Annotated in this window: 16 protein-coding genes; 1 reads left to right on the top strand and 15 read right to left on the bottom strand. The window is 69.3% G+C overall.

Annotated elements, in window-relative coordinates; genetic code table 11:
- Positions 1-318 precede the first annotated feature (318 nt).
- From aspS to ACX1D1_RS09975, 3 genes are all read right to left on the bottom strand, one after another.
- Positions 319-2,106 (bottom strand): aspartate--tRNA ligase, encoded by a 1,788-nt coding sequence (aspS, locus tag ACX1D1_RS09965; RefSeq protein WP_459054457.1) that lies wholly within the window; start codon positions 2,104-2,106, stop codon positions 319-321.
- A 92-nt stretch (positions 2,107-2,198) separates the two neighbouring features.
- Entirely contained in the window at positions 2,199-3,536 is a 1,338-nt protein-coding gene (hisS, locus tag ACX1D1_RS09970; protein WP_459054458.1) for a histidine--tRNA ligase, read from the bottom strand.
- A gap of 8 nt (positions 3,537-3,544) precedes the next feature.
- Positions 3,545-4,216, bottom strand: coding sequence for an MBL fold metallo-hydrolase (locus ACX1D1_RS09975; protein ID WP_459054459.1), 672 nt, complete (start codon positions 4,214-4,216; stop codon positions 3,545-3,547).
- A gap of 30 nt (positions 4,217-4,246) precedes the next feature.
- Between ACX1D1_RS09975 and ACX1D1_RS09980 the strand changes: the two genes are divergently transcribed.
- Positions 4,247-5,491 carry a DUF349 domain-containing protein gene (locus ACX1D1_RS09980; protein WP_459054460.1) on the top strand — a complete coding sequence of 415 codons (1,245 nt, stop codon included), beginning with the start codon at positions 4,247-4,249 and terminating at the stop codon, positions 5,489-5,491.
- On the opposite strand, the gene ACX1D1_RS09985 is transcribed toward ACX1D1_RS09980, so the two are convergent.
- From ACX1D1_RS09985 to ACX1D1_RS10040, 12 genes are all read right to left on the bottom strand, one after another.
- A complete protein-coding gene (locus tag ACX1D1_RS09985; protein ID WP_459054461.1) occupies positions 5,488-7,761 on the bottom strand; it encodes a RelA/SpoT family protein in 2,274 nt (757 codons plus the stop codon). The genes ACX1D1_RS09980 and ACX1D1_RS09985 overlap by 4 nt on opposite strands.
- A 42-nt stretch (positions 7,762-7,803) precedes the next feature.
- Positions 7,804-8,889, bottom strand: coding sequence for a potassium channel family protein (locus ACX1D1_RS09990; protein WP_182782685.1), 1,086 nt, complete (start codon positions 8,887-8,889; stop codon positions 7,804-7,806).
- A 3-nt stretch (positions 8,890-8,892) separates the two neighbouring features.
- Positions 8,893-9,441 (bottom strand): adenine phosphoribosyltransferase, encoded by a 549-nt coding sequence (locus ACX1D1_RS09995; RefSeq protein ID WP_459054462.1) that lies wholly within the window; start codon positions 9,439-9,441, stop codon positions 8,893-8,895.
- Positions 9,438-10,562, bottom strand: coding sequence for a protein translocase subunit SecF (gene secF / locus ACX1D1_RS10000; protein WP_459054463.1), 1,125 nt, complete (start codon positions 10,560-10,562; stop codon positions 9,438-9,440). Before secF ends, ACX1D1_RS09995 begins: the two co-directional genes overlap by 4 nt.
- On the bottom strand, positions 10,562-12,181 hold the full coding sequence (secD, locus tag ACX1D1_RS10005) for a protein translocase subunit SecD (RefSeq protein ID WP_459054464.1): 1,620 nt from the start codon (positions 12,179-12,181) through the stop codon (positions 10,562-10,564). The genes secF and secD overlap by 1 nt, the downstream gene beginning before the upstream one ends.
- Positions 12,182-12,183: 2 nt before the next feature.
- Positions 12,184-12,627, bottom strand: a complete 444-nt coding sequence (gene yajC / locus ACX1D1_RS10010; RefSeq protein ID WP_459054465.1) for a preprotein translocase subunit YajC — start codon at positions 12,625-12,627, stop codon at positions 12,184-12,186.
- A gap of 77 nt (positions 12,628-12,704) precedes the next feature.
- Positions 12,705-13,505: an HAD-IIA family hydrolase gene (locus tag ACX1D1_RS10015; RefSeq protein WP_182782681.1), complete on the bottom strand. Its 801-nt coding sequence runs from the start codon at positions 13,503-13,505 to the stop codon at positions 12,705-12,707.
- 814 nt (positions 13,506-14,319) lie between these two features.
- Complete coding sequence (gene ruvB / locus ACX1D1_RS10020; protein WP_182782680.1) at positions 14,320-15,339, bottom strand: Holliday junction branch migration DNA helicase RuvB; 1,020 nt, start codon at positions 15,337-15,339, stop codon at positions 14,320-14,322.
- Entirely contained in the window at positions 15,339-15,947 is a 609-nt protein-coding gene (ruvA, locus tag ACX1D1_RS10025) for a Holliday junction branch migration protein RuvA (protein WP_182799899.1), read from the bottom strand. Before ruvA ends, ruvB begins: the two co-directional genes overlap by 1 nt.
- Entirely contained in the window at positions 15,944-16,456 is a 513-nt protein-coding gene (gene ruvC, locus ACX1D1_RS10030; protein ID WP_370585752.1) for a crossover junction endodeoxyribonuclease RuvC, read from the bottom strand. Before ruvC ends, ruvA begins: the two co-directional genes overlap by 4 nt.
- Positions 16,457-16,475: 19 nt before the next feature.
- Positions 16,476-17,249, bottom strand: coding sequence for a YebC/PmpR family DNA-binding transcriptional regulator (locus ACX1D1_RS10035; protein ID WP_182782677.1), 774 nt, complete (start codon positions 17,247-17,249; stop codon positions 16,476-16,478).
- Positions 17,250-17,306: 57 nt separating this feature from the next.
- The gene (locus tag ACX1D1_RS10040) at positions 17,307-18,248 is read right to left on the bottom strand and encodes a GNAT family N-acetyltransferase (protein ID WP_182799898.1); all 942 of its coding nucleotides are present in this window, start codon (positions 18,246-18,248) and stop codon (positions 17,307-17,309) included.
- Positions 18,249-18,254 lie beyond the last annotated feature (6 nt).

Here is an 18,254-nt window from a genome sequence, read left to right on the forward strand (position 1 = left end):
ATCGCCCAACTGGCGTCCCGCTTGGACGAACTTGCGCCAGGGCCGCCCTGACGAGGCGCACCCGGACCGGGCCGCGCCACCGCCGAACCAGTGCGGGGAGGCGCAAGCCGATGCCCGGGCGGCCTCAACCACCCGAGCCCCGCGAGGCCAGAGCAGCAGCAAGATCCGTCGATCGCGGCCGCCCGGGCATCGGCTTTCGACTCCGCGCATCGAAAGACCGAGCCCGAGACGGTTTGGGTGGTCAAAGACCCCAGGGGCGCTGCGTCGACCGCGGCCGCCCGGGCATCGACTCGCGGTCCGCGCACCGGAGCGTCGCTGTCAGGCAGTGACGCCCTTCGCCTCGGGCTTCGCGTCGACTCCCGCTTCCTTGCGCTGCTGCACGGAGATCGGGGCCGGCGCCTGGGTCAGCGGGTCGAAGCCGCCGCCGCTCTTCGGGAACGCGATGACGTCACGGATCGAGTCCGACCTGCTGAGCAGCGCGACGATCCGGTCCCAGCCGAAGGCGATTCCACCGTGCGGCGGCGCACCGAACTGGAAGGCGTCGAGGAGGAAGCCGAACTTCTCCTGGGCCTCCTCGGCGCCGATGCCCATCACCTTGAACACGCGCTCCTGCACGTCACGGCGATGGATACGGATCGACCCTCCGCCGATCTCGTTGCCGTTGCACACGATGTCGTAGGCGTAGGCCAACGCCTCGCCGGGGGCCGTGTCGAACGTGTCCAGGTGCTCCGGCTTGGGGGAGGTGAAGGCGTGGTGGACCGCCGTCCAGGCGCCCTCACCCACCGCGACATCACCCTCTGCCTTCGCATCGGAGGTTGGCTTGAACAGCGGCGCGTCAACCACCCACAGGAAGCTCCAGGCATCCGCGTCGATGAGTCCGCAGCGCTCACCGATCTCGTTGCGGGCTGCACCGAGCAGCGCCTGGGATGCGGCCCGGGCGCCGGCGGCGAAGAAGATGCAGTCCCCCGGCTTGGCGCCGGTCTTCTCCGCGAGCCCGGCGCGCTCCGCGTCGGAGAGGTTCTTCGCGACGGGCCCGCCCAGCTCGCCGTTCTCGTCGAGGGTGACGTAGGCCAGGCCCTTGGCGCCGCGCTGCTTGGCCCATTCCTGCCAGGCGTCGAAGGTGCGGCGGGGCTGCGAGCCGCCGCCGGGCATCACGATGGCGCCCACGTAGGGGGCCTGGAACACGCGGAAGGTGGTGTCGGCGAAGTACTGGGTGAGCTCCGTGAGCTCGAGGTCGAAGCGGAGGTCCGGCTTGTCGGAGCCGTACCGGTCCATGGAGTCCAGGTAGGTGATCCGCGGGAACGGAGTCTCCAGCTCCGCCCCGATCAGCGCCCAGATCTCCTTGATGAGGGCCTCGCCCAGCTCGATCACGTCGTCCTGGTCCACGAAGCTCATCTCGACGTCGAGCTGGGTGAACTCCGGCTGGCGGTCGGCGCGGAAGTCCTCGTCGCGGTAGCAGCGCGCGATCTGGTAGTAGCGCTCCATGCCCGCCACCATGAGCAACTGCTTGAACAGCTGGGGGGACTGCGGGAGCGCGTACCAGGATCCGGGCGCCAGGCGGGCGGGGACGATGAAGTCGCGGGCGCCCTCGGGGGTGGAGCGGGTGAGGGTGGGGGTTTCGATCTCGACGAAGTCGCGATCCCCCAGAACGCGCCGCGCGGCCTTGTTGACCTCGGAGCGCAGCCGGATGGCCGCACCCGGGGCCGGACGGCGGAGGTCCAGGTAGCGGTACTTCAGCCTGGCCTCCTCGCCGACGGTGACCCGCTCGTCGATCTGGAACGGCAGCGGAGCCGACGTGTTGAGGACCTCGAGCTCGGTGATGGCCACCTCGATCTCGCCGGTGGGGAGGTCCGGGTTGTTGTTGCCCTCGGGGCGGATCTCGACGACGCCGGTGACCTTGATGCAGTACTCGTTGCGCAGGTCATGGGCGCCGGTGGCCTCGAGGAGTTCGTCGCGGATGACCACCTGGACGCGCCCGGAGGCGTCGCGCAGGTCGATGAAGGCCAGACCGCCGTGGTCGCGGCGCTTGGCCACCCATCCGGCGAGTACGACCTGGTTTCCTGCGTGCCCGGCGCGGAGCGCCCCTGCGTCGTGGGTGCGGATCACGGTATTCCTCTCGTTGCGCTGCATAGACAGTGCAGCTGGCCCCGACATCGTAACGGCTCGCCGCCCGGGCCCGGTACCTGGTGAGGCCCGGTTCAGTCCTCCGGGGCCCCGACTGAGGGCCGGAGGTCCTCCAGGGGTGGCTGCCACGTGTCCGGCGAGGCGGCCACCTGTGCGCCGGTGCGGATGTCCTTGACGGAGTCCTCGTAGCCGGCGCCGAACCACACGAACGGGATGCCCCTGCGCTCGGCGAAGCGGATCTGCTTGCCGAACTTGTCCGCCTTCGGGGCGACCTCCACCGCGATCCCCCGCGACCTCAGCAGCGCCGCGACCGCGATGGCCCGCTCACGCGACTCCTCGTCGTCGACGGCGACCAGGACCGCGCTCGGCACGCTGCGCGAGGAGACGAGCCGTCCCTTGCCGATCAGCGGGACGAGTATGCGGGTGATGCCGAAGGAGTAGCCGACGCCGGGGAAGGTCACCTTGCCGTCGCTGGCGAGCGAGTCGTAGCGGCCGCCGGAGGCGACGGAGCCGAGCCTCTCGGAGCCCACCAGGAACGTCTCGTAGACGGTGCCGGTGTAGTAGTCCAGCCCGCGGGCGATCTTGAGGTCGGCGACGACGCGGTCGGGCACGGACCGGCGCGCCACACGGACCAGGGCGGAGAGCTCCTCCAGGCCGACCTCCAGGAGCTCGTGCGTCACGCCGAGGGCGCGCACATCGTCGACGAAGGACTCGTCGCTGGCGGAGATGCCCGCCAGGGCGACGCAGGCGCGGGCCTGGGCCTCGGAGAGACCCACCTCGGCCGTCAGCAGCTCCGCGACGGCCGCAGGCCCGATCTTGTCGTACTTGTCCACCCGCTGCAGCACGGCAGCGGTGTCCTCGATCCCCAGGCCCAGGTAGAAGCCCTCGGAGAGCTTCCGGTTGTTGACGTGGAGGGAGACCGGCGGGAGGCCGAGGTCTCGGTGCAGCTTCTCGAAGACGTCGACGGCCACCAGCGGGATCTCGACGTCGTGGTGCGCCGCGAGCGCGTCCTGCCCCACGATGTCGATGTCCGCCTGGGTGAACTCGCGGTACCGGCCCTCCTGCGGGCGCTCCCCGCGCCACACCTTCTGCACCTGGTAGCGGCGGAACGGGAACGCCAGGTGGCCGGCGTTCTCCAGCACGTAGCGCGCGAAGGGGACGGTGAGATCGAAGTGAAGGCCCAACTCGTCGGCGTCGCCGGCCTCGGCGTGGAGCCGGCGCACCACGTAGATCTCCTTCTCGATCTCTCCCTTGCGGGCCAGCTGCGCCAGCGGTTCGACGGCGCGGGTCTCGATGGGCGCGAAGCCGTGCAGTTCGAAGGTGCTGGTCACGACGTCGAGGACGCGGTTCTCGATGATCCGTCCGGAGGGGAGGAACTCGGGGTAACCGCTGAGCGGCTTGGGGCGGGACACAGGGTTCCTCACAAGGGGTTCGGCTGCAGGAAGGGGTTCGAGTTGAGCTCCTGGCCGATGCTGGTGGGCTGGCCGTGGCCGGGCAGCAGCGGCGTCTCGGCCGGGAAGTGCGTGGCGATGCGCCGAAGCGACTCGCGCATCTCCGACATGCTACCGCCGGGCAGGTCGGTGCGCCCGATCGTGCCCGCGAACAGCACGTCGCCGGTGAACACCACGGAGGTGCGCGCGGACGTGAACTCCAGGAGGGTGGAGCCCGACGTGTGGCCGGGGGCCGGGAACGGTGTCACCAGGATCCGCGCCAGCGTGATCGGGCCCTCGAAGTCACGCACGTCGGCCACGGGCGGCAGCGTGTCCGAGCCGGTGAGCTGACGCATGAGCTGACCCCCCTGGGCACCGAGGCCGTCGCCTGGCCGTACCAGCAGGTGCTGATCGGCCTTCGCCAGGTACAGAGGAATGCTCCAGTGGGACGCCAGGAGGTGCGCGTCTCCAACGTGGTCCAGATGGCCGTGGGTGGCCACCAGCGCCACCGGACTCAGCCCACGTTCGGCCACTGCCGCCAGCACCGGCTCGGCCGCCGTGATGCCCGGATCGACGATGATGCACTCCGCCGTGTCCTCGTGCGGCGAGACGAGATAACAGTTGGACTGCCAGGGCGACACCTGGATGGGCTGGATGAGCACGACGACACCCTATACGGCTAGATTGGGCCCATGAGCGAATCGCAAGCGCCCTCCGATTTTGGCCGTGTCGATGCCGACGGCACGGTCTACGTCCGCGTGGGTGACACCGAACGAAGTGTCGGGCAGATCCCCGACTCCACCCCTGATGAAGCCATGGCGTTCTACGTTCGGCGCTTCCAGAATCTGGCCGCGGAGGTGGGCCTCCTCGAATCGCGGGTGGCCGCCCAGGCCATGTCTCCGGAGGAGGCGCGCTCCGCGATCGGCACCGCACGCACGAACGTGACCGGGGCCAACGCCGTCGGGAACCTGGAGGCCCTGATCCGCCGCCTCGACGCCCTGCTGGAGGTGCTCCCGGCCCAGATCGAGGCCAGGAAGGCGCAGCGTGCGGAGCAGAACTCCGTCACGGTGGCCGCCAAGGAGGCCATGGTCGAGGAGGCCGAGAAGCTGGCTGAGGGTGACGACTGGCGCGGCGGCGTGGACAGGTTCCGCGTGCTGCTCGAGGAGTGGAAGGCCCTCCCCCGTGTGGACCGCGCCACGGACAACGAGCTGTGGCACCGCTTCTCCTCCGCCCGCACGCAGTACACGCGCCGACGCAAGACCCACTTCGGCGAGCTGAACCAGCGCCGCGACGGGGCGAAGGAGGCCAAGGAGGCCATCATCGCCGAGGCCGAGCCGCTGGCCACCTCAACGGACTGGGGCGCCACGTCGGCCGCGTTCCGCGACCTGATGCAGCGCTGGAAGGCAGCCGGGAGCGCCCGCCGCGCCGAGGACGACGCCCTCTGGGCGAAGTTCCGCGCCATCCAGGACTCCTTCTTCGACGCGCGCACGGCGGCGCAGAGCGCCGTCGACGGCGAGCAGGCGGAGAATCTCGCGGCCCGGTTGGCGTTGGTCGAGCAGGCGGAGAAGGACCTGGAGGGTGTCACGGACGTGGAGGCCGCCAAGACCATCCACCGGGACTTCCTGGCCAAGCTCAACCTGCTCGGTCACGTGCCGCGGAACGCGATGCGCGACCTGGACGCCCGGGTGCGTGCGCTCGGGGACAAGATGGCCACGATGGAGGCCGACGAGTGGCGCCGGACGGATCCGGAGGCGCGCAGGCGAGCCCAGGACACCGTCGCCATGTTCGAGGCGCAGATCGCCAAGCTCGAGAAGGACCTGGCCGCGGCCGAGTCCAAGGGCGACGCGAAGCGGGCCAAGGACGCCAAGCAGTCCATCGAGACGTACCAGAGCTGGCTGGAGCAGGCCCGCGAGACCCTCGCGGACTTCACGGGCTAACCGGCCACCCGATACACGTCGTAGACACCCGGGACCCGGCGCACCTGACGGATCACATGCTGCAGGTGCGTCGGATCTGCCGATTCAAACGTCATCCGGCCGCTGAACTGGCGCTGCTTATTGGTGGTGATGTTGACCGCGAGGATGTCGACGTGCTGCTCGGACAGCACCGACGAGACGTCCGACAGGAGACGTGCCCTGTCGATTCCCTCGATCTGGATGGTCACCAGGAAACTCGCACCCTGCTCGTGGCCGGACCACGCAACGTCGACGATGCGCTCCGGCTCCTTCATCAGCGCAGGCACGTTGGAACAGTCCGCGCGGTGCACGGAGACCCCCTCGCTGCGGGTGACGAATCCGATGATCTCGTCCCCGGGCAACGGATAGCAGCACTTGGCGAACTTCGCGGCAACCGAGCTGTCGCCGTCGACCAGGATATGCGCGCCGTCGCGCACCGGGCGTCTGCGCTGCCGCACCACGACGTCCTCGGTGACCGTGTCTACGGTCTCCTCCTCGCCACCGTGCAGCACGATGAGCTTCTCCACCACGCCCTGGGAGCCGAGGTGCCCCTCCCCGATGGCCGCGTACAGGTTGGGAACGTCCTTGAGGCCCAGCTCGTTGGCCACGGCCGTCAGGTTCTCCAGCGTCAGGAGGCGCTGCATCGGGATGCCGGTGCGGCGCAGGTCCTTGGCCAGCGCATCCTTGCCCTGCTCGATCGCCACGTCGCGGCGCTCGCGCGAGAAGTGCGCCTTGATCTTCTGCCGGGCGCGGCTGGAGACGACGAAGCCAAGCCAGTCACGGCTCGGGCCCGCACCCTCGGCCTTCGAGGTGAGGATCTCTACCTTGTCGCCCTGGGCCAGCCGTGTGCTGAGCGCGACCAGCCGGCCGTTGACGCGCGCGCCGATGCACCGGTAACCCACCTCGGTGTGGACGGCGAACGCGAAGTCCACGGGCGTGGCACCCAGCGGCAGGGCGATCACCTCGCCCTTGGGCGTGAAGACGTAGATCTCGTCGGAGTTGATCTCGAACATCACCGAGTCGAGGAACTCGCTGGGGTCCTCGGTCTCCTTCGACATCACGCCAAGCTGGTGCATGGCGCGCAGGCCGGCCTCCTCAGGCGTGACGCCCTCGCGGAGGTCCGCCTTGTACTTCCAGTGCGCCGCGACGCCGTACTCGGCACGACGGTGCATCTCGTGGGTGCGGATCTGCAGCTCGACGGGCTCGTTGTTGGCGCCCAGCACGGTGGTGTGGAGCGACTGGTACAGGTTGAACTTCGGCCCGGCGATGTAGTCCTTGAACCGGCCGGGGATGGGCTTCCACGCCGCATGCGCCACCCCGAGCACCGCGTAGCAGGTGGCGGTGTCCTGGACGAGGACCCGCAGCCCGATGAGATCGTAGATCTCCTTGAAGTCGCGGCCGCGAACCATCATCTTCTGGTAGATCGAGTAGTAGTGCTTGGGCCGGCCGTAGACGGTGGCGGTGATCTTCGCCTCGCTGAGCAGATTCTGGAACTCGGCGATCAGTTCCCTCAGGTACCGCTCGCGGTAGGGGGCCTGCTGGGCCACCATGTCCACGATCTCCGAATAGACCTTGGGCTCGATGACGGAGAACGACAGGTCCTCCAGTTCCCACTTGATGGTGTTCATGCCCAGCCGGTGGGCGAGGGGGGCGAAGATGTTGAGCGTCTCGGTGGCGATCCGGACCTGCTTGTCCGGCCTCAGGAAGCCGATCGTGCGCATGTTGTGCAGCCGGTCAGCCAGCTTGATCACCAGGACCCGCACCTCCTCGGAGGTGGCCATGATCATCTTGCGGATCGTCTCGGCCTTGGCCGTCTCCCCGTAGGTCAGCTTGTCCAGCTTCGTGACGCCGTCGACCATCCGCGCGACTTCGTCGGAGAAGTCCAGGCGCAGCTGCTCCAGCGAATAGGGCGTGTCCTCGACGGTGTCGTGCAGGAGCGCGGCAACCAGCACCGGTTCGGTCATCCCGAGCTCGGCCAGGATGGTGGCCACGGCCAGCGGGTGGGTGATGTACGGGTCCCCCGACTTCCGCTTCTGCCCCTCGTGGCACTGATCGGCCACCCGGTAGGCGCGCTCGATCACGTCGAGATCCGCCTTGGGATGGTTGGACTTCACGATCCTGAACAGCGGGTCCAGCACGGCGGACTTGGAGCGCACCGCGCCGAGACGGGCCAGCCTGTGCCGCATCCGCAACCGCGGCTGCTCGGGGCCGGTCACCAGCCGCGACACGCCGGTCAGCGAATCCTCTGACATGGGTCGCCTCCCTTCGCGCCGCTAAAGCCCAATCGTAGCCGCCTACTCGTCGTAGGGGCGCGACAGCAGCCCGTGTGAATCCTTGGCCGGCGGCTGCGCGCGACGCACGACGATCAGCTCGTCCCCGATCTCGATCTTGGTGGCCGTCTGATCGTAGAAGCGGCGCAGGGTTCCGTTGCGGATGATGCCGATGACGCGTTCACCCTGCACGGCCGACGGCGGCTGCCCGGCCTCCTGCGGCTCGGCCAGCCTCTGGTGAACCTCGAGACCCTCGGCCCCGGTGAGCATGTCCTGCATGATGGTGCCCAGCTCTGGTCCGATGGCCGAGAGCCCGAGGAGCCGGCCGACGGTCTCGGAGCTGGTCACCACCGACGACGCACCTGACTGCCGCACCAGCGGGACGTTCTCGTGCTCGCGCACCGCGACGACCACGCCTGCGGTGGGGTTGAGTTGCCGGACGGTGAGCGTGGCCAGGATGGCTGTGTCGTCGCGGTCCAGGGAGATGATGACCTGCTTGGCCTTGCTGATCTCGGCACGGCGCAGCAGCTCACGGCGGGTGGCGTCGCCCTGGAACGCGGCGAGCCCGTCGAAGTTGGCGTCAGCCACAGCGCTGGCGTGCGCGTCGATGACCAGAATCTTGTCCGCGGCCTCACCGTGGCGGCGCAGCGTGTTGACGGCGCTGCGGCCCTTGGTGCCGTAACCGATCACGACGACGTGGTTGCGCATCTTCCTCCTCCAGAACGTGTCTTTGATGCTCCGGCTCCCCTCCTTCGTCAGCACCTCGATGGTGGTGCCGACGAGGAGGACGAGGAAGCCGATGCGCAGCGGGGTGACCACGAGCACGTTGATCAGGCGGGCATGCGCAGCGAACGGCGTGATGTCACCGTAGCCCGTGGTTGTCAGCGTGACAGTGGAGTAGTACAGCGCGTCCAGCAGGGACACGCCGTCGGCAGCGGTGTTGTCGGCGTAGCTGTCGCGGTCCAGCCACACGATCATCGTGCTGACCATCAGGAGCAGCAGCGCCAGCAGTGCCCGCCGTGCGAGCTCCTTGAACGGCGAGGAGGTGATCCGCGGCAGGCTGACCAGCGACAGCACCCCGCCCCGTCCGCCGGGCTCCAACTTGGCCATGGCTCAGACTGTCAGGACTGCGGTGAGATTGTCGATCCCCAGCTCAGCGAGCCGTTGGCGACCCCCCAGGAAGCTCAGTTCCATCAGGACGCTGACGTGCACCAGCTCGGCGCCCATCTGCTTCACCAGGGCGGCTGTGGCCCCCACAGTGCCGCCGGTGGCGAGGACGTCGTCGACCACCAGCACCCGCGCCCCCTCCCGGATGGCGTCGCGGTGCATCGACAGGGTCTCGAACCCGTACTCCAGCTCGAAGGACTCGGAGATGGTCTCGCCGGGCAGCTTGCCGGGCTTGCGCACCGGGACGAAGCCGGCGCCCAGCGCCAGCGCGACGGGTGCGGCGAAGATGAACCCGCGCGCCTCCATGCCGACCACCACGTCGATACCGCGCGGCGCCGTGGTGACGAGCTCGGTGACCGCCGCCTGGAACCCCTGCGGGGACGCCAGCAGCGGAGTGATGTCCTTGAACACCACACCGGGGCGTGGGAAGTCCGGCACGTCGGAGATCAGTCCGCCCACCAGCTCGCGGCGCTTGGCGGATTCGTTGACGATCATCGCTTGCCCTTCCGCTCCGCACGGGACCCGCCGGTGCGCCTCTGCTGACGCACGCCGGCGGCCAGGAATGCCTCGCCGTCGACGAGGGCCATCGGCTCTGCTGCGGCGTCCAACTGCTGCTTGTGTGCGCCGGCGCGCTGCGCGGCGCGGGCCTTGCGACGGGCCAGCTGCTCACGGTGCTCCACCATGACCGGTTCGCGTTCCCGCAGCCACGCCAGCACGGGCATGGCGATGAACAGCGACGAGTAGGCGCCGGCGATCATGCCGATGAGCAGCGCGAGGCCGAGATCGGCCAGGGGCCCGCTCTGCAGCGTGGCGCCGGCGATGAACAGGGCCAGGACGGGCAGCACGCCGATCACGGTGGTGTTGAGCGAGCGCACCAGGACCTGGTTCACGGCCAGGTTGGCCTGCTCCGAGTAGGTGTGGCTCGTGTGCTCGATGCCCTTGACGTTCTCGCGGATCTTGTCGAACACCACGACGGTGTCGTACAGCGAGTAGGCGAGGATGGTCAGCACGCCGATCACCGTCGACGGGGTGACGGTGAAGCCCACCGCCGCGTAGACACCCACCGTGACGAGAAGGTCGTGGAAGACGGCCACCACCGCGGCCACGGACATCTTCCAGTCCCGGAAGTAGACGGCGATCAGCGCCATCACCAGCACGATGAACACCACCAGCGCGATGGTGCCCTGGCGGGTGATCTGCTCACCCCAGGAGCCGCTGATCGCGTTGTAGGTGACGTCGTTGACCGGCGAACCCGCGATGCGGGCCACCTCGGCGCGAACGACGTTGGTCTCGTCGGGGCTGAGCGCCCGGGTCTGCACGCGGATCGCGTCCTCGCCGAGGGCGAAGACCTGCGGGGCAAGGTCCTTGACGGCGACGTCGGCCATCTGCGCGCGCACCTCGTCGACGGTGCCCTGCTGGATGCTCATCGGGGCCTGGAAGTCGGTGCCCCCGCTGAACTCGATGCCGAGGGTGAGACCGCGCAACACGAGCAGCAGCAGGGAGACGCCGATGATGACGGCCGACACGATGAACCACAGGCGCCGGTGCTTGATGAAGTCGTAGCTGGTCTGGCCCGTGTAGAGCCGCTCGGCGATCCCGAGCTTCCTGGTGGACATCAGGCCTCCTGCGGGACGGTTGGGGCGGCGGCCGTGGCGCGCCTGGTGCGGCGCCCGAGCAGGGAGTCCCGGGTGACGCCCATGCGGTGGGCGTCGAGCCCGGACCACTTGTGACCCTCCCCGAAGAACTTCGTGCGGCTGAGCAGTTCGACCAGGGGCTTGGTGAAGAAGAACACCACGGCCAGGTCGATGAGCGTGGTGAGGCCGAGCGTGAACGCGAAGCCCTTGACCGCGCCGACGGCCAGGACGAACAGCACCACGGCCGAGAGGAGCGACACCGCGTCGGAGATGACGATGGTGCCGCGCGCCTTCGCCCAACCGGCCGAGAGTGCGGACTTGAGACTGCGCCCCTCCCGGATCTCGTCGCGGATCCGCTCGAAGTAGATGATGAACGAGTCGGCGGTGACGGCGATGCCGACGATGGCACCTGCGATGCCGGGAAGGTTGAGCGCGAAGCCCATCACGGAACCCAGTAGCACCATCATCGCGTAGGTGGCCGAGGCCGCCACCGCGAGCGAGAGCACCACGACGATGCCCATGCCCCGGTAGTAGAGGAAGCTGTAGAGCATGACCACGAGGAGCCCGATCATGCCGGCGATGATGCCGACCCGGAGCTGCTCGCCGCCCAGCGTGGCCGAGACGGTCTCCACCTGGGACGGCTCGAAGGACAGCGGGAGGGAGCCGTACTTCAGCACGTTGGCCAGGCCGGCAGCCGACTCTGCGGTGAACCCGCCGCGGATGATCGCGTCACCGTTGGTGATCCGGCTCTCGGCCGTGGCCGCCGACTCGACCTTGCCGTCGAGGACGATCGCGAACATGTTGCGCGGTTCGGCTGCACCCACCAGGGCGCCCGTCAGCTCAGACATGCTGGCGGTGCCCTCGGCGTCGAAGCTGAGCGTCACCGCGTACTGCAACTCGCCTTGCGGAATCCCGAACGAGGCGGTGGACAGGTCCTGACCACGCACCGCGACGGGGGCCAGGAGGTACTTCTGAAAGCCCTCCGTGTCACAGGCCACTTGGGAGGTCAGCGGATCGTCGGCCACCTCGTCGCCGCACGTGAAGTCCAGGAACGCCTGGTACTCGGCCTCCGTAGGCTCAAAAGCGAGCACCTCGGCGATGGGCAGCTGATCCACCGGCTCGCCGTCCGGGCCGGGCGACGGGGAGGGCGTGGGGCTGGGGGCGGGTTCGGGGAGACCTGGCAGCGGCGACTCGGACGGGTCCGGAGAGGCCGACGGGTCCGTGCCGGTGCCCGCGGCCACCTGGAGCACGGGGCGGAACTCGAGCTGGGCGGTGGCTCCCACGAGCTGGACCAGATCGTCGCGCTCGACGTTGGGCGCCGAGACAACGATGTTGCGCTCGCCCTGGATGACCACTGAGGCCTCACCGACACCGAGGCCGTCGACGCGCTGCTGCATGATGTCGCGGGCCAACTCGAGCGACTCCATGGGCACTGCGTCGTTCGTGGCCGTCAGGGTGATCGTCTGCCCGCCCTTGAGGTCAAGGCCGAGCTTCGGGGTCCACGTGTTGGTGGCCGCCATGATGGTGTAGAGACCCGCGATGATGAGCAGGAAGACAGTGAGGACGACGCCGGGGCGCCCCCTCTTCGCTGAGGTGGCCACCGTTACTTGGTGTCCTCCGCACGCGGCTCCGCGGTGCGATCCTGGAAGAACGTGTCATCGGCTGAAGCACCGTTGTCGACGGGGGTGGCCGCGTCGTCGGAGGGCGTCTCGGCCAGGGCCGGGGTGAGGTCCGCGTCGTCGCCGATGACGTCGTCGCCCTCGGCGGCCTCATCGGTGAATTCGAACTCTTCGTCCTCAGGCAGGACCTTGCGCGCCACGTTGCCCTTCAGCACCGTGACCTCGACCCCAGGGGCGAGCTCGATGATCAGTTGACGCTCACCGACGTAGGCGACGGTCCCGAACATGCCCGAGGTGAGGAGGACGCGTTCACCGACGCTGAGCCCTGACTGCATCTCCTGGTGCTGCTTGGCGCGCTTCTGCTGCGGGCGGATCATGAGGAAGTACATGACCGCGAACAGCGCGATCATCATGAGGATGAGGTCCATAGTTCGTTTCACTCCGTACGTGGGTAAGCCATCGATCAGGATAGCGGTGCCTGCAAGGATAACCGCGCCGAGGCGCGTCAGGCCCCATCGTCGGTCGGCGTGGCCCCAGCCAGCATCTGGTGGACGCCGTCGAGGATCTCCACCGGGCGATAGGGGAACTGTGTCATCGAGGAGGTGGTGGAGATGCCGGTGAGCACCAGCACCGTGTGCAGGCCCGCCTCCATGCCCGCGACGATATCAGTGTCCATCCGGTCCCCGATCATGCCCGTCTCCTCGGAGTGGGCACCGATCTTGTTCAACGCGGAGCGGAACATCATCGGATTGGGCTTGCCCACCACGTAGGGCTCGCGGCCGGTGGCCTTGGTGATCAGCGCCGCCACCGCGCCGGTGGCCGGGACCACCCCCGAGGGCGTCGGCCCCGTCGCGTCGGGGTTGGTGGCGATGAACCGCGCCCCGCCGTCGATGAGCCGGATGGCGGTGGTGATGGCCTCGAACGAGTAGGTGCGGGTGTCGCCGATGACGACGAAGTCCGGGGCCCGGTCGGAGAGGACCATGCCGGCGTCGTGGAGGGCGGTCGACAGGCCTGCCTCCCCCACCATGAAGCAGGTCCCGCCGGGCTTCTGCTCGGCGAGGAACTTGGCGGTGGCCATGGCCGAGGTCCAGATCCTCTCCTCCGGCACGTTGAGGCCCGAATCCCTGAGGCGCGCGGAGAGGTCCCGCGGCGTGTAGGTGGCGTTGTTGGTGAGTACCAGGAACGGGGTCCCCGATGACACCCAGTGGTCGATGAGCTCCTGCGCGCCCGGCAGCGCCCGGTTGTCGTGCACCAGCACGCCGTCCATGTCCGTGAGCCAGGCCTTGATGTCCGCACGCGTCCGCATGGCAGAAAGGCTACCGGTCCGCGGCCGCGGCACGGCGTGGCCCGTCCCCACCGCTCCCTGAGGAGGGCCGCCCGCGAAGCGGCGTGGACCGTCCCCACCGCTCCCTGAGGAGGGCCGCCCGCGAAGCGGCGTGGCCCGTCCCCACCGCTCCCTGAGGAGGGCCGCCCGCGAAGCGGCGTGGCCCGTCCCCACCGCTCCCTGAGGAGGCGCGCCGCCGAAGGCGCGGGTGCCGTCTCGAAGGGTCGTGACTACCACCTTCACGCCAATCTCGTTGTCGGGTGCGGGGAGCCGTGAGTCGATGCCCGGGCGGCCATTGTCAAACGTCTTGCTGCCGGGTGCTGGTCCGGTCGGTGGTCGCGTTGTGGAGGCCGCCCGGGCATCGTCTCCCGTCTCCCCGCACTCGTTCCCCCTGTGGCGTTGACTTGTCCCGGTGCGGGCCGGCAGGGCGGCGTCGGGGTCGGGTCCGCTTGGGCGGGATGCCGGTTGGGTGACCGTCGGGTTGGGCACCGCTGCGCAGTGCCGCCCTGCCGTCCCCCACCCTTGCTGTCAGCTGAGGGTTTTCGACCCTTCGAGACTCCCACGGTCGCTTCGCGACGCGGGACCCTCAGGGACCGAGCTTTCGCTCCCTGAGGAGGGCCGCCCGCGAAGCGGCGTGGACCGTCCCCACCGCTCCCTGAGGAGGGCCGCCCGCGAAGCGGCGTGGACCGTCTCGAAGGGTCGCAACTCAAGCTGACAAGCATATGTGCCCACTCGATGGGCCACTGCTACACCCTTGGTGGACTACTTGACCCTGGTGAATTCACGGAGAGGACCGCTAGTCGAACAGGGCGGGGTTGGCCGAGGGCACCGACATGCCGAGGTGGGCGTAGGCAGCCCGGGTGGCGACGCGGCCGCGGGGGGTGCGCACCATGAGTCCTTCCCGGATGAGGAACGGCTCGGCCACCTCCGCGATGGTCTCGATCTCCTCCCCCACGCTGAGCGCCAGCGTGGAGAGCCCGACGGGGCCGCCGTCGAACAGGCGGCACAACGCCACGAGGACCGAGCGGTCCAGCCGGTCCAGGCCGCGCTCGTCCACCTCATAGAGTTCCAGCGCAGCCCGCGCGACGGAGCGGTCCACGTCCGGGTGACCCTTGACCTGCGCGAAGTCCCGCACCCGCCTCAGCAGACGGTTGGAGATCCGCGGCGTGCCGCGGGAGCGGGTCGCGATCTCCCGGCGCGCGGCGTCGTCGATCCGCACCCCGAGCTTCCCTGCCGAGCCCGCGACGATTCCCTCCAGGTCTTCTGAGGCGTAGAAGTCCAGCTGCGCGGTGAACCCGAACCGATCCCGGAGAGGCCCGGGAAGGAGCCCCGCACGGGTGGTGGCTCCCACGAGGGTGAACGGCGGCAGCTCGATGGGGATGGCCGTGGCGCCGGGCCCTTTGCCGACGATCACGTCCACGCGGAAGTCCTCCATGGCCAGGTACAGCAGTTCCTCGGCGGGGCGGGACAGCCGGTGGATCTCGTCGAGAAAGAGCACCTCACCCTCGTCCAGACCGGACAGGATCGCGGCGAGGTCGCCCGCGTGCTGGATGGCTGGGCCTGAGGAGATCCGCAGCCCGGTACCGAGCTCGGCCGCGATGATCATGGCCAGGGTGGTCTTCCCCAGGCCGGGGGGGCCGGACAGCAGGACGTGGTCCGGGGCGCTGCCGCGGTGGCGCGCGGCGTCCAGGACCAGCGCCAGCTGCTCCCGCACCCGCGGTTGGCCTTCGAACTCCGCCAGCCGCTTGGGGCGCAGGGCCGCCTCGTAGTCGCGGTCCTCGAAGTCTGCCGTCGGGTCCACCTCCGTGTGGTCCATCACCGCCTCGCCAGCGAGTTGAGGGCGGCGCGCAACAGCTTCGCCACCCCGATCCCGGGATCTGACTCGACGAGGTGGGCGACGTTGTCACAAGCCGCCTCGGCGTCCCGCGACGACCATCCGAGGCCCTGGAGGCCCTCGCTGACCTGCGCGCGCCACGCGTCTGTGTCCGCCGGGCCGGAGGCGTCGCCGGCGGGCGTGTCCGCCAGGACCATCACCCTGTCCTTCAGCTCGATGACCAGTTTCTGCGCGCCCTTGAGCCCGATGCCGGGCACCGCGCACAGGCGCTTGAGGTCCTCCGTCAGCACCGCGCGCCGGAGCTCGCCCGGGGTGAGCACCGACACGATGGCCAGGGCCAACTTCGGACCGACCCCGGTGGCCGTCTGGGCCAGCTCGAAGGCCTGCCGCTCCCCCTCCTCGCCGAAGGCGAACAGCGTCATCGAGTCTTCCCGCACCACGAGAGTGGTGTGCAGGGTGGCGCGCTCCCCCACGCGGAGCCCGGCGGCGGTCTGAGGGGTGGTGAGCACCCGGTAGCCGACGCCGCCGACGTCGAGGACGCCGAAGGTGGCGCCGGCCGACAGGACGGTGCCGGTGAGGAGGGCGATCATCGGGTCCCCTTGGCTGCCGCGACTGCCGCGGCGTAACGGTTGGTGGCGCCCCCGCGCCAGGCGTGGCACACCGCCACGGCCAGGGCATCCGCGGCGTCGGCCGGCCTGGGCGGCTCGGTGAGCCTCAGGATGCGGGTGATCATGAGGGCCACCTGTGCCTTGTCGGCGGAGCCGGAGCCGGTGACGGCGGCCTTCACCTCCGAGGGCGTGTGGAAGGTCACGGGCAGGCCGCGGCGGGCGCCGTTGAGCGCCGCGACACCGGCGGCCTGCGCCGTATCCATGGCGGAGTTGACGTTGTGCTGGGAGAAGACGCGCTCGATGGCCACCGCCTCCGGCGCGTAGTCGTCGAACCAGCCCGCCAGGCCTGCTTCGAGCGCCAGCAGGCGCTGCGCGATGTCCAGCCCGACAGGCGTGCGCACCACCCCCACGGCCACCAGCCGCGGCGGTTTCCCGACTGTGCCGTCGACGATCCCTATGCCGCAGCGGGTGAGGCCGGGGTCGATGCCGATGATGCGCATGCCCGGCGGATCAGTCCTCGGCCTCGAGGGCCTCGGCGACCTCGGGGGTCACGTCGAGGTTGGTGAAGACGTTCTGCACGTCGTCGGAGTCGTCGAGGGCGTCCATGATGCGGAACACCTTCTGCGCCACGTCGAGGGAGTCGACCTCCTGGTCGAAGGACGGCACGAACTGCACCTCGGAGGAGTCGTAGTCCAGCCCCGCCGCCTCGATGGCCTTGCGGACCTCGACGGTGTCGTTGGGGTCGCAGACCGCCTCCCACACGTCGCCGTCGTCGTCGACCTCCTCGACTCCGGCCTCCAGCGCCGCCTCGAGCAGGTCGTCCTCCGAGATGTCCCTTCCGCCCTGCTGCTTGGGAACGGTCACCACGCCCTTCCGGGCGAACAGGCGCTGCACCGAGCCGACGTCTGCCATGGTGCCGCCGTTGCGGGTGACCGCCACGCGCACGTCCGAGGCCGAGCGGTTGCGGTTGTCGGTGAGGCATTCGATGAGGATCGCCACGCCTGCCGGGCCGTAGGCCTCGTACATGATGGTCTCGTAGTCCGCGCCCCCGGACTCGGCGCCGGAGCCGCGCTTGACGGCGCGGTCGATGTTGTCGTTGGGCACCGACGACTTCTTGGCCTTCTGGACCGCGTCGTAGAGGGTGGGGTTACCGGCGAGGTCACCGCCGCCCAGCCGGGCCGCGACCTCGATGTTCTTGATCAGCTTGGCGAACAGCTTGCCCCGCTTGGCGTCAATGACCGCCTTCTTGTGCTTGGTCGTCGCCCACTTGGAATGGCCGCTCATCCTTGTCCCACCTTCTTGCGCTCCGTCGTCTGTACTGGCCGACAGCCTATCGCGGGCTCAGGGAACCACCTTCGTGAGGAGTGCCACCGCGTCGCGTGTCGTCCAGCTGAGCTCCGCGGAGAGCCGCTGCACGCCCACCCCGTCCGGGGTGTCGATGCCGATGCCGGCCTCGTGGCAGCCGGCTTCCCGCATCGCCTGCAGGCAGCGACCCATCAGGGCCAGGGAGATCTTGTGGCCGCGGTGCTCCGGGTGGACCCCGAAACGCTCGATCCAGCCCACAGGGGCCCCATCGTCGTCGGTGTCCGCCACGCCGCTCATGGCGTACCCCACCACCTGGCCATCGACGCTGGCCAGGAACGACCAGTCCGGGCGGAAGTCCGGATCGTGGAGACGCGCCGCCCACACGTCCGTGGTGACCTCATGGCCCATGCCGTTGAAGCACAGGTTGTGCAACTGCCGTACCCCTTCGGAGTGCATGGGGGTGAAGGCCTCCAGCTGCACGTCCTCGAGTGCCGGTGACGCGACGGGCCGGGTGAGGTCGCGGTGGAGATCGTAGTAGTAGCGCTCGATCGTGAAGCCGAGGCTGTGGGCCACGCGCTCGAGGCCGGGGCGCCCGAGTTCCGCGTAGCAGCCCAGCCACAGCGGCTGACCGGGCCGGAACTCGTCCCGCCACGCGGCGGCGTGAGTGACCTGCCAGTGCAGCAGCGCGGTGCCGATGTGCAGGTGCCGGTGGGTGGGGTGAACTCCGCCCATGAGGTACATGCGCAGCGGGTCCGTCTCGGCGATGTAGGCCACCGCGTAGGCCGAGAGGGACTGGTAGGCGTCGTAGCCGCCGACGGCGTGCGCCACCTGCAGGTTGCGCTGCGTGATCGATGCCGCCACGCCGGACAGCACCGAATCTTCCAAGGCGTCGAGCTGGCTGCGGAAATGATCGAGATCGGCAGCGTCGTCCGGGCCGAGGAGTCGCCACGCGAGGTGCGGCTCCACATAGACGTCCATTCCCCG

The sequence above is a fragment of the Tessaracoccus luoxuelianae genome, assembly GCF_054483915.1.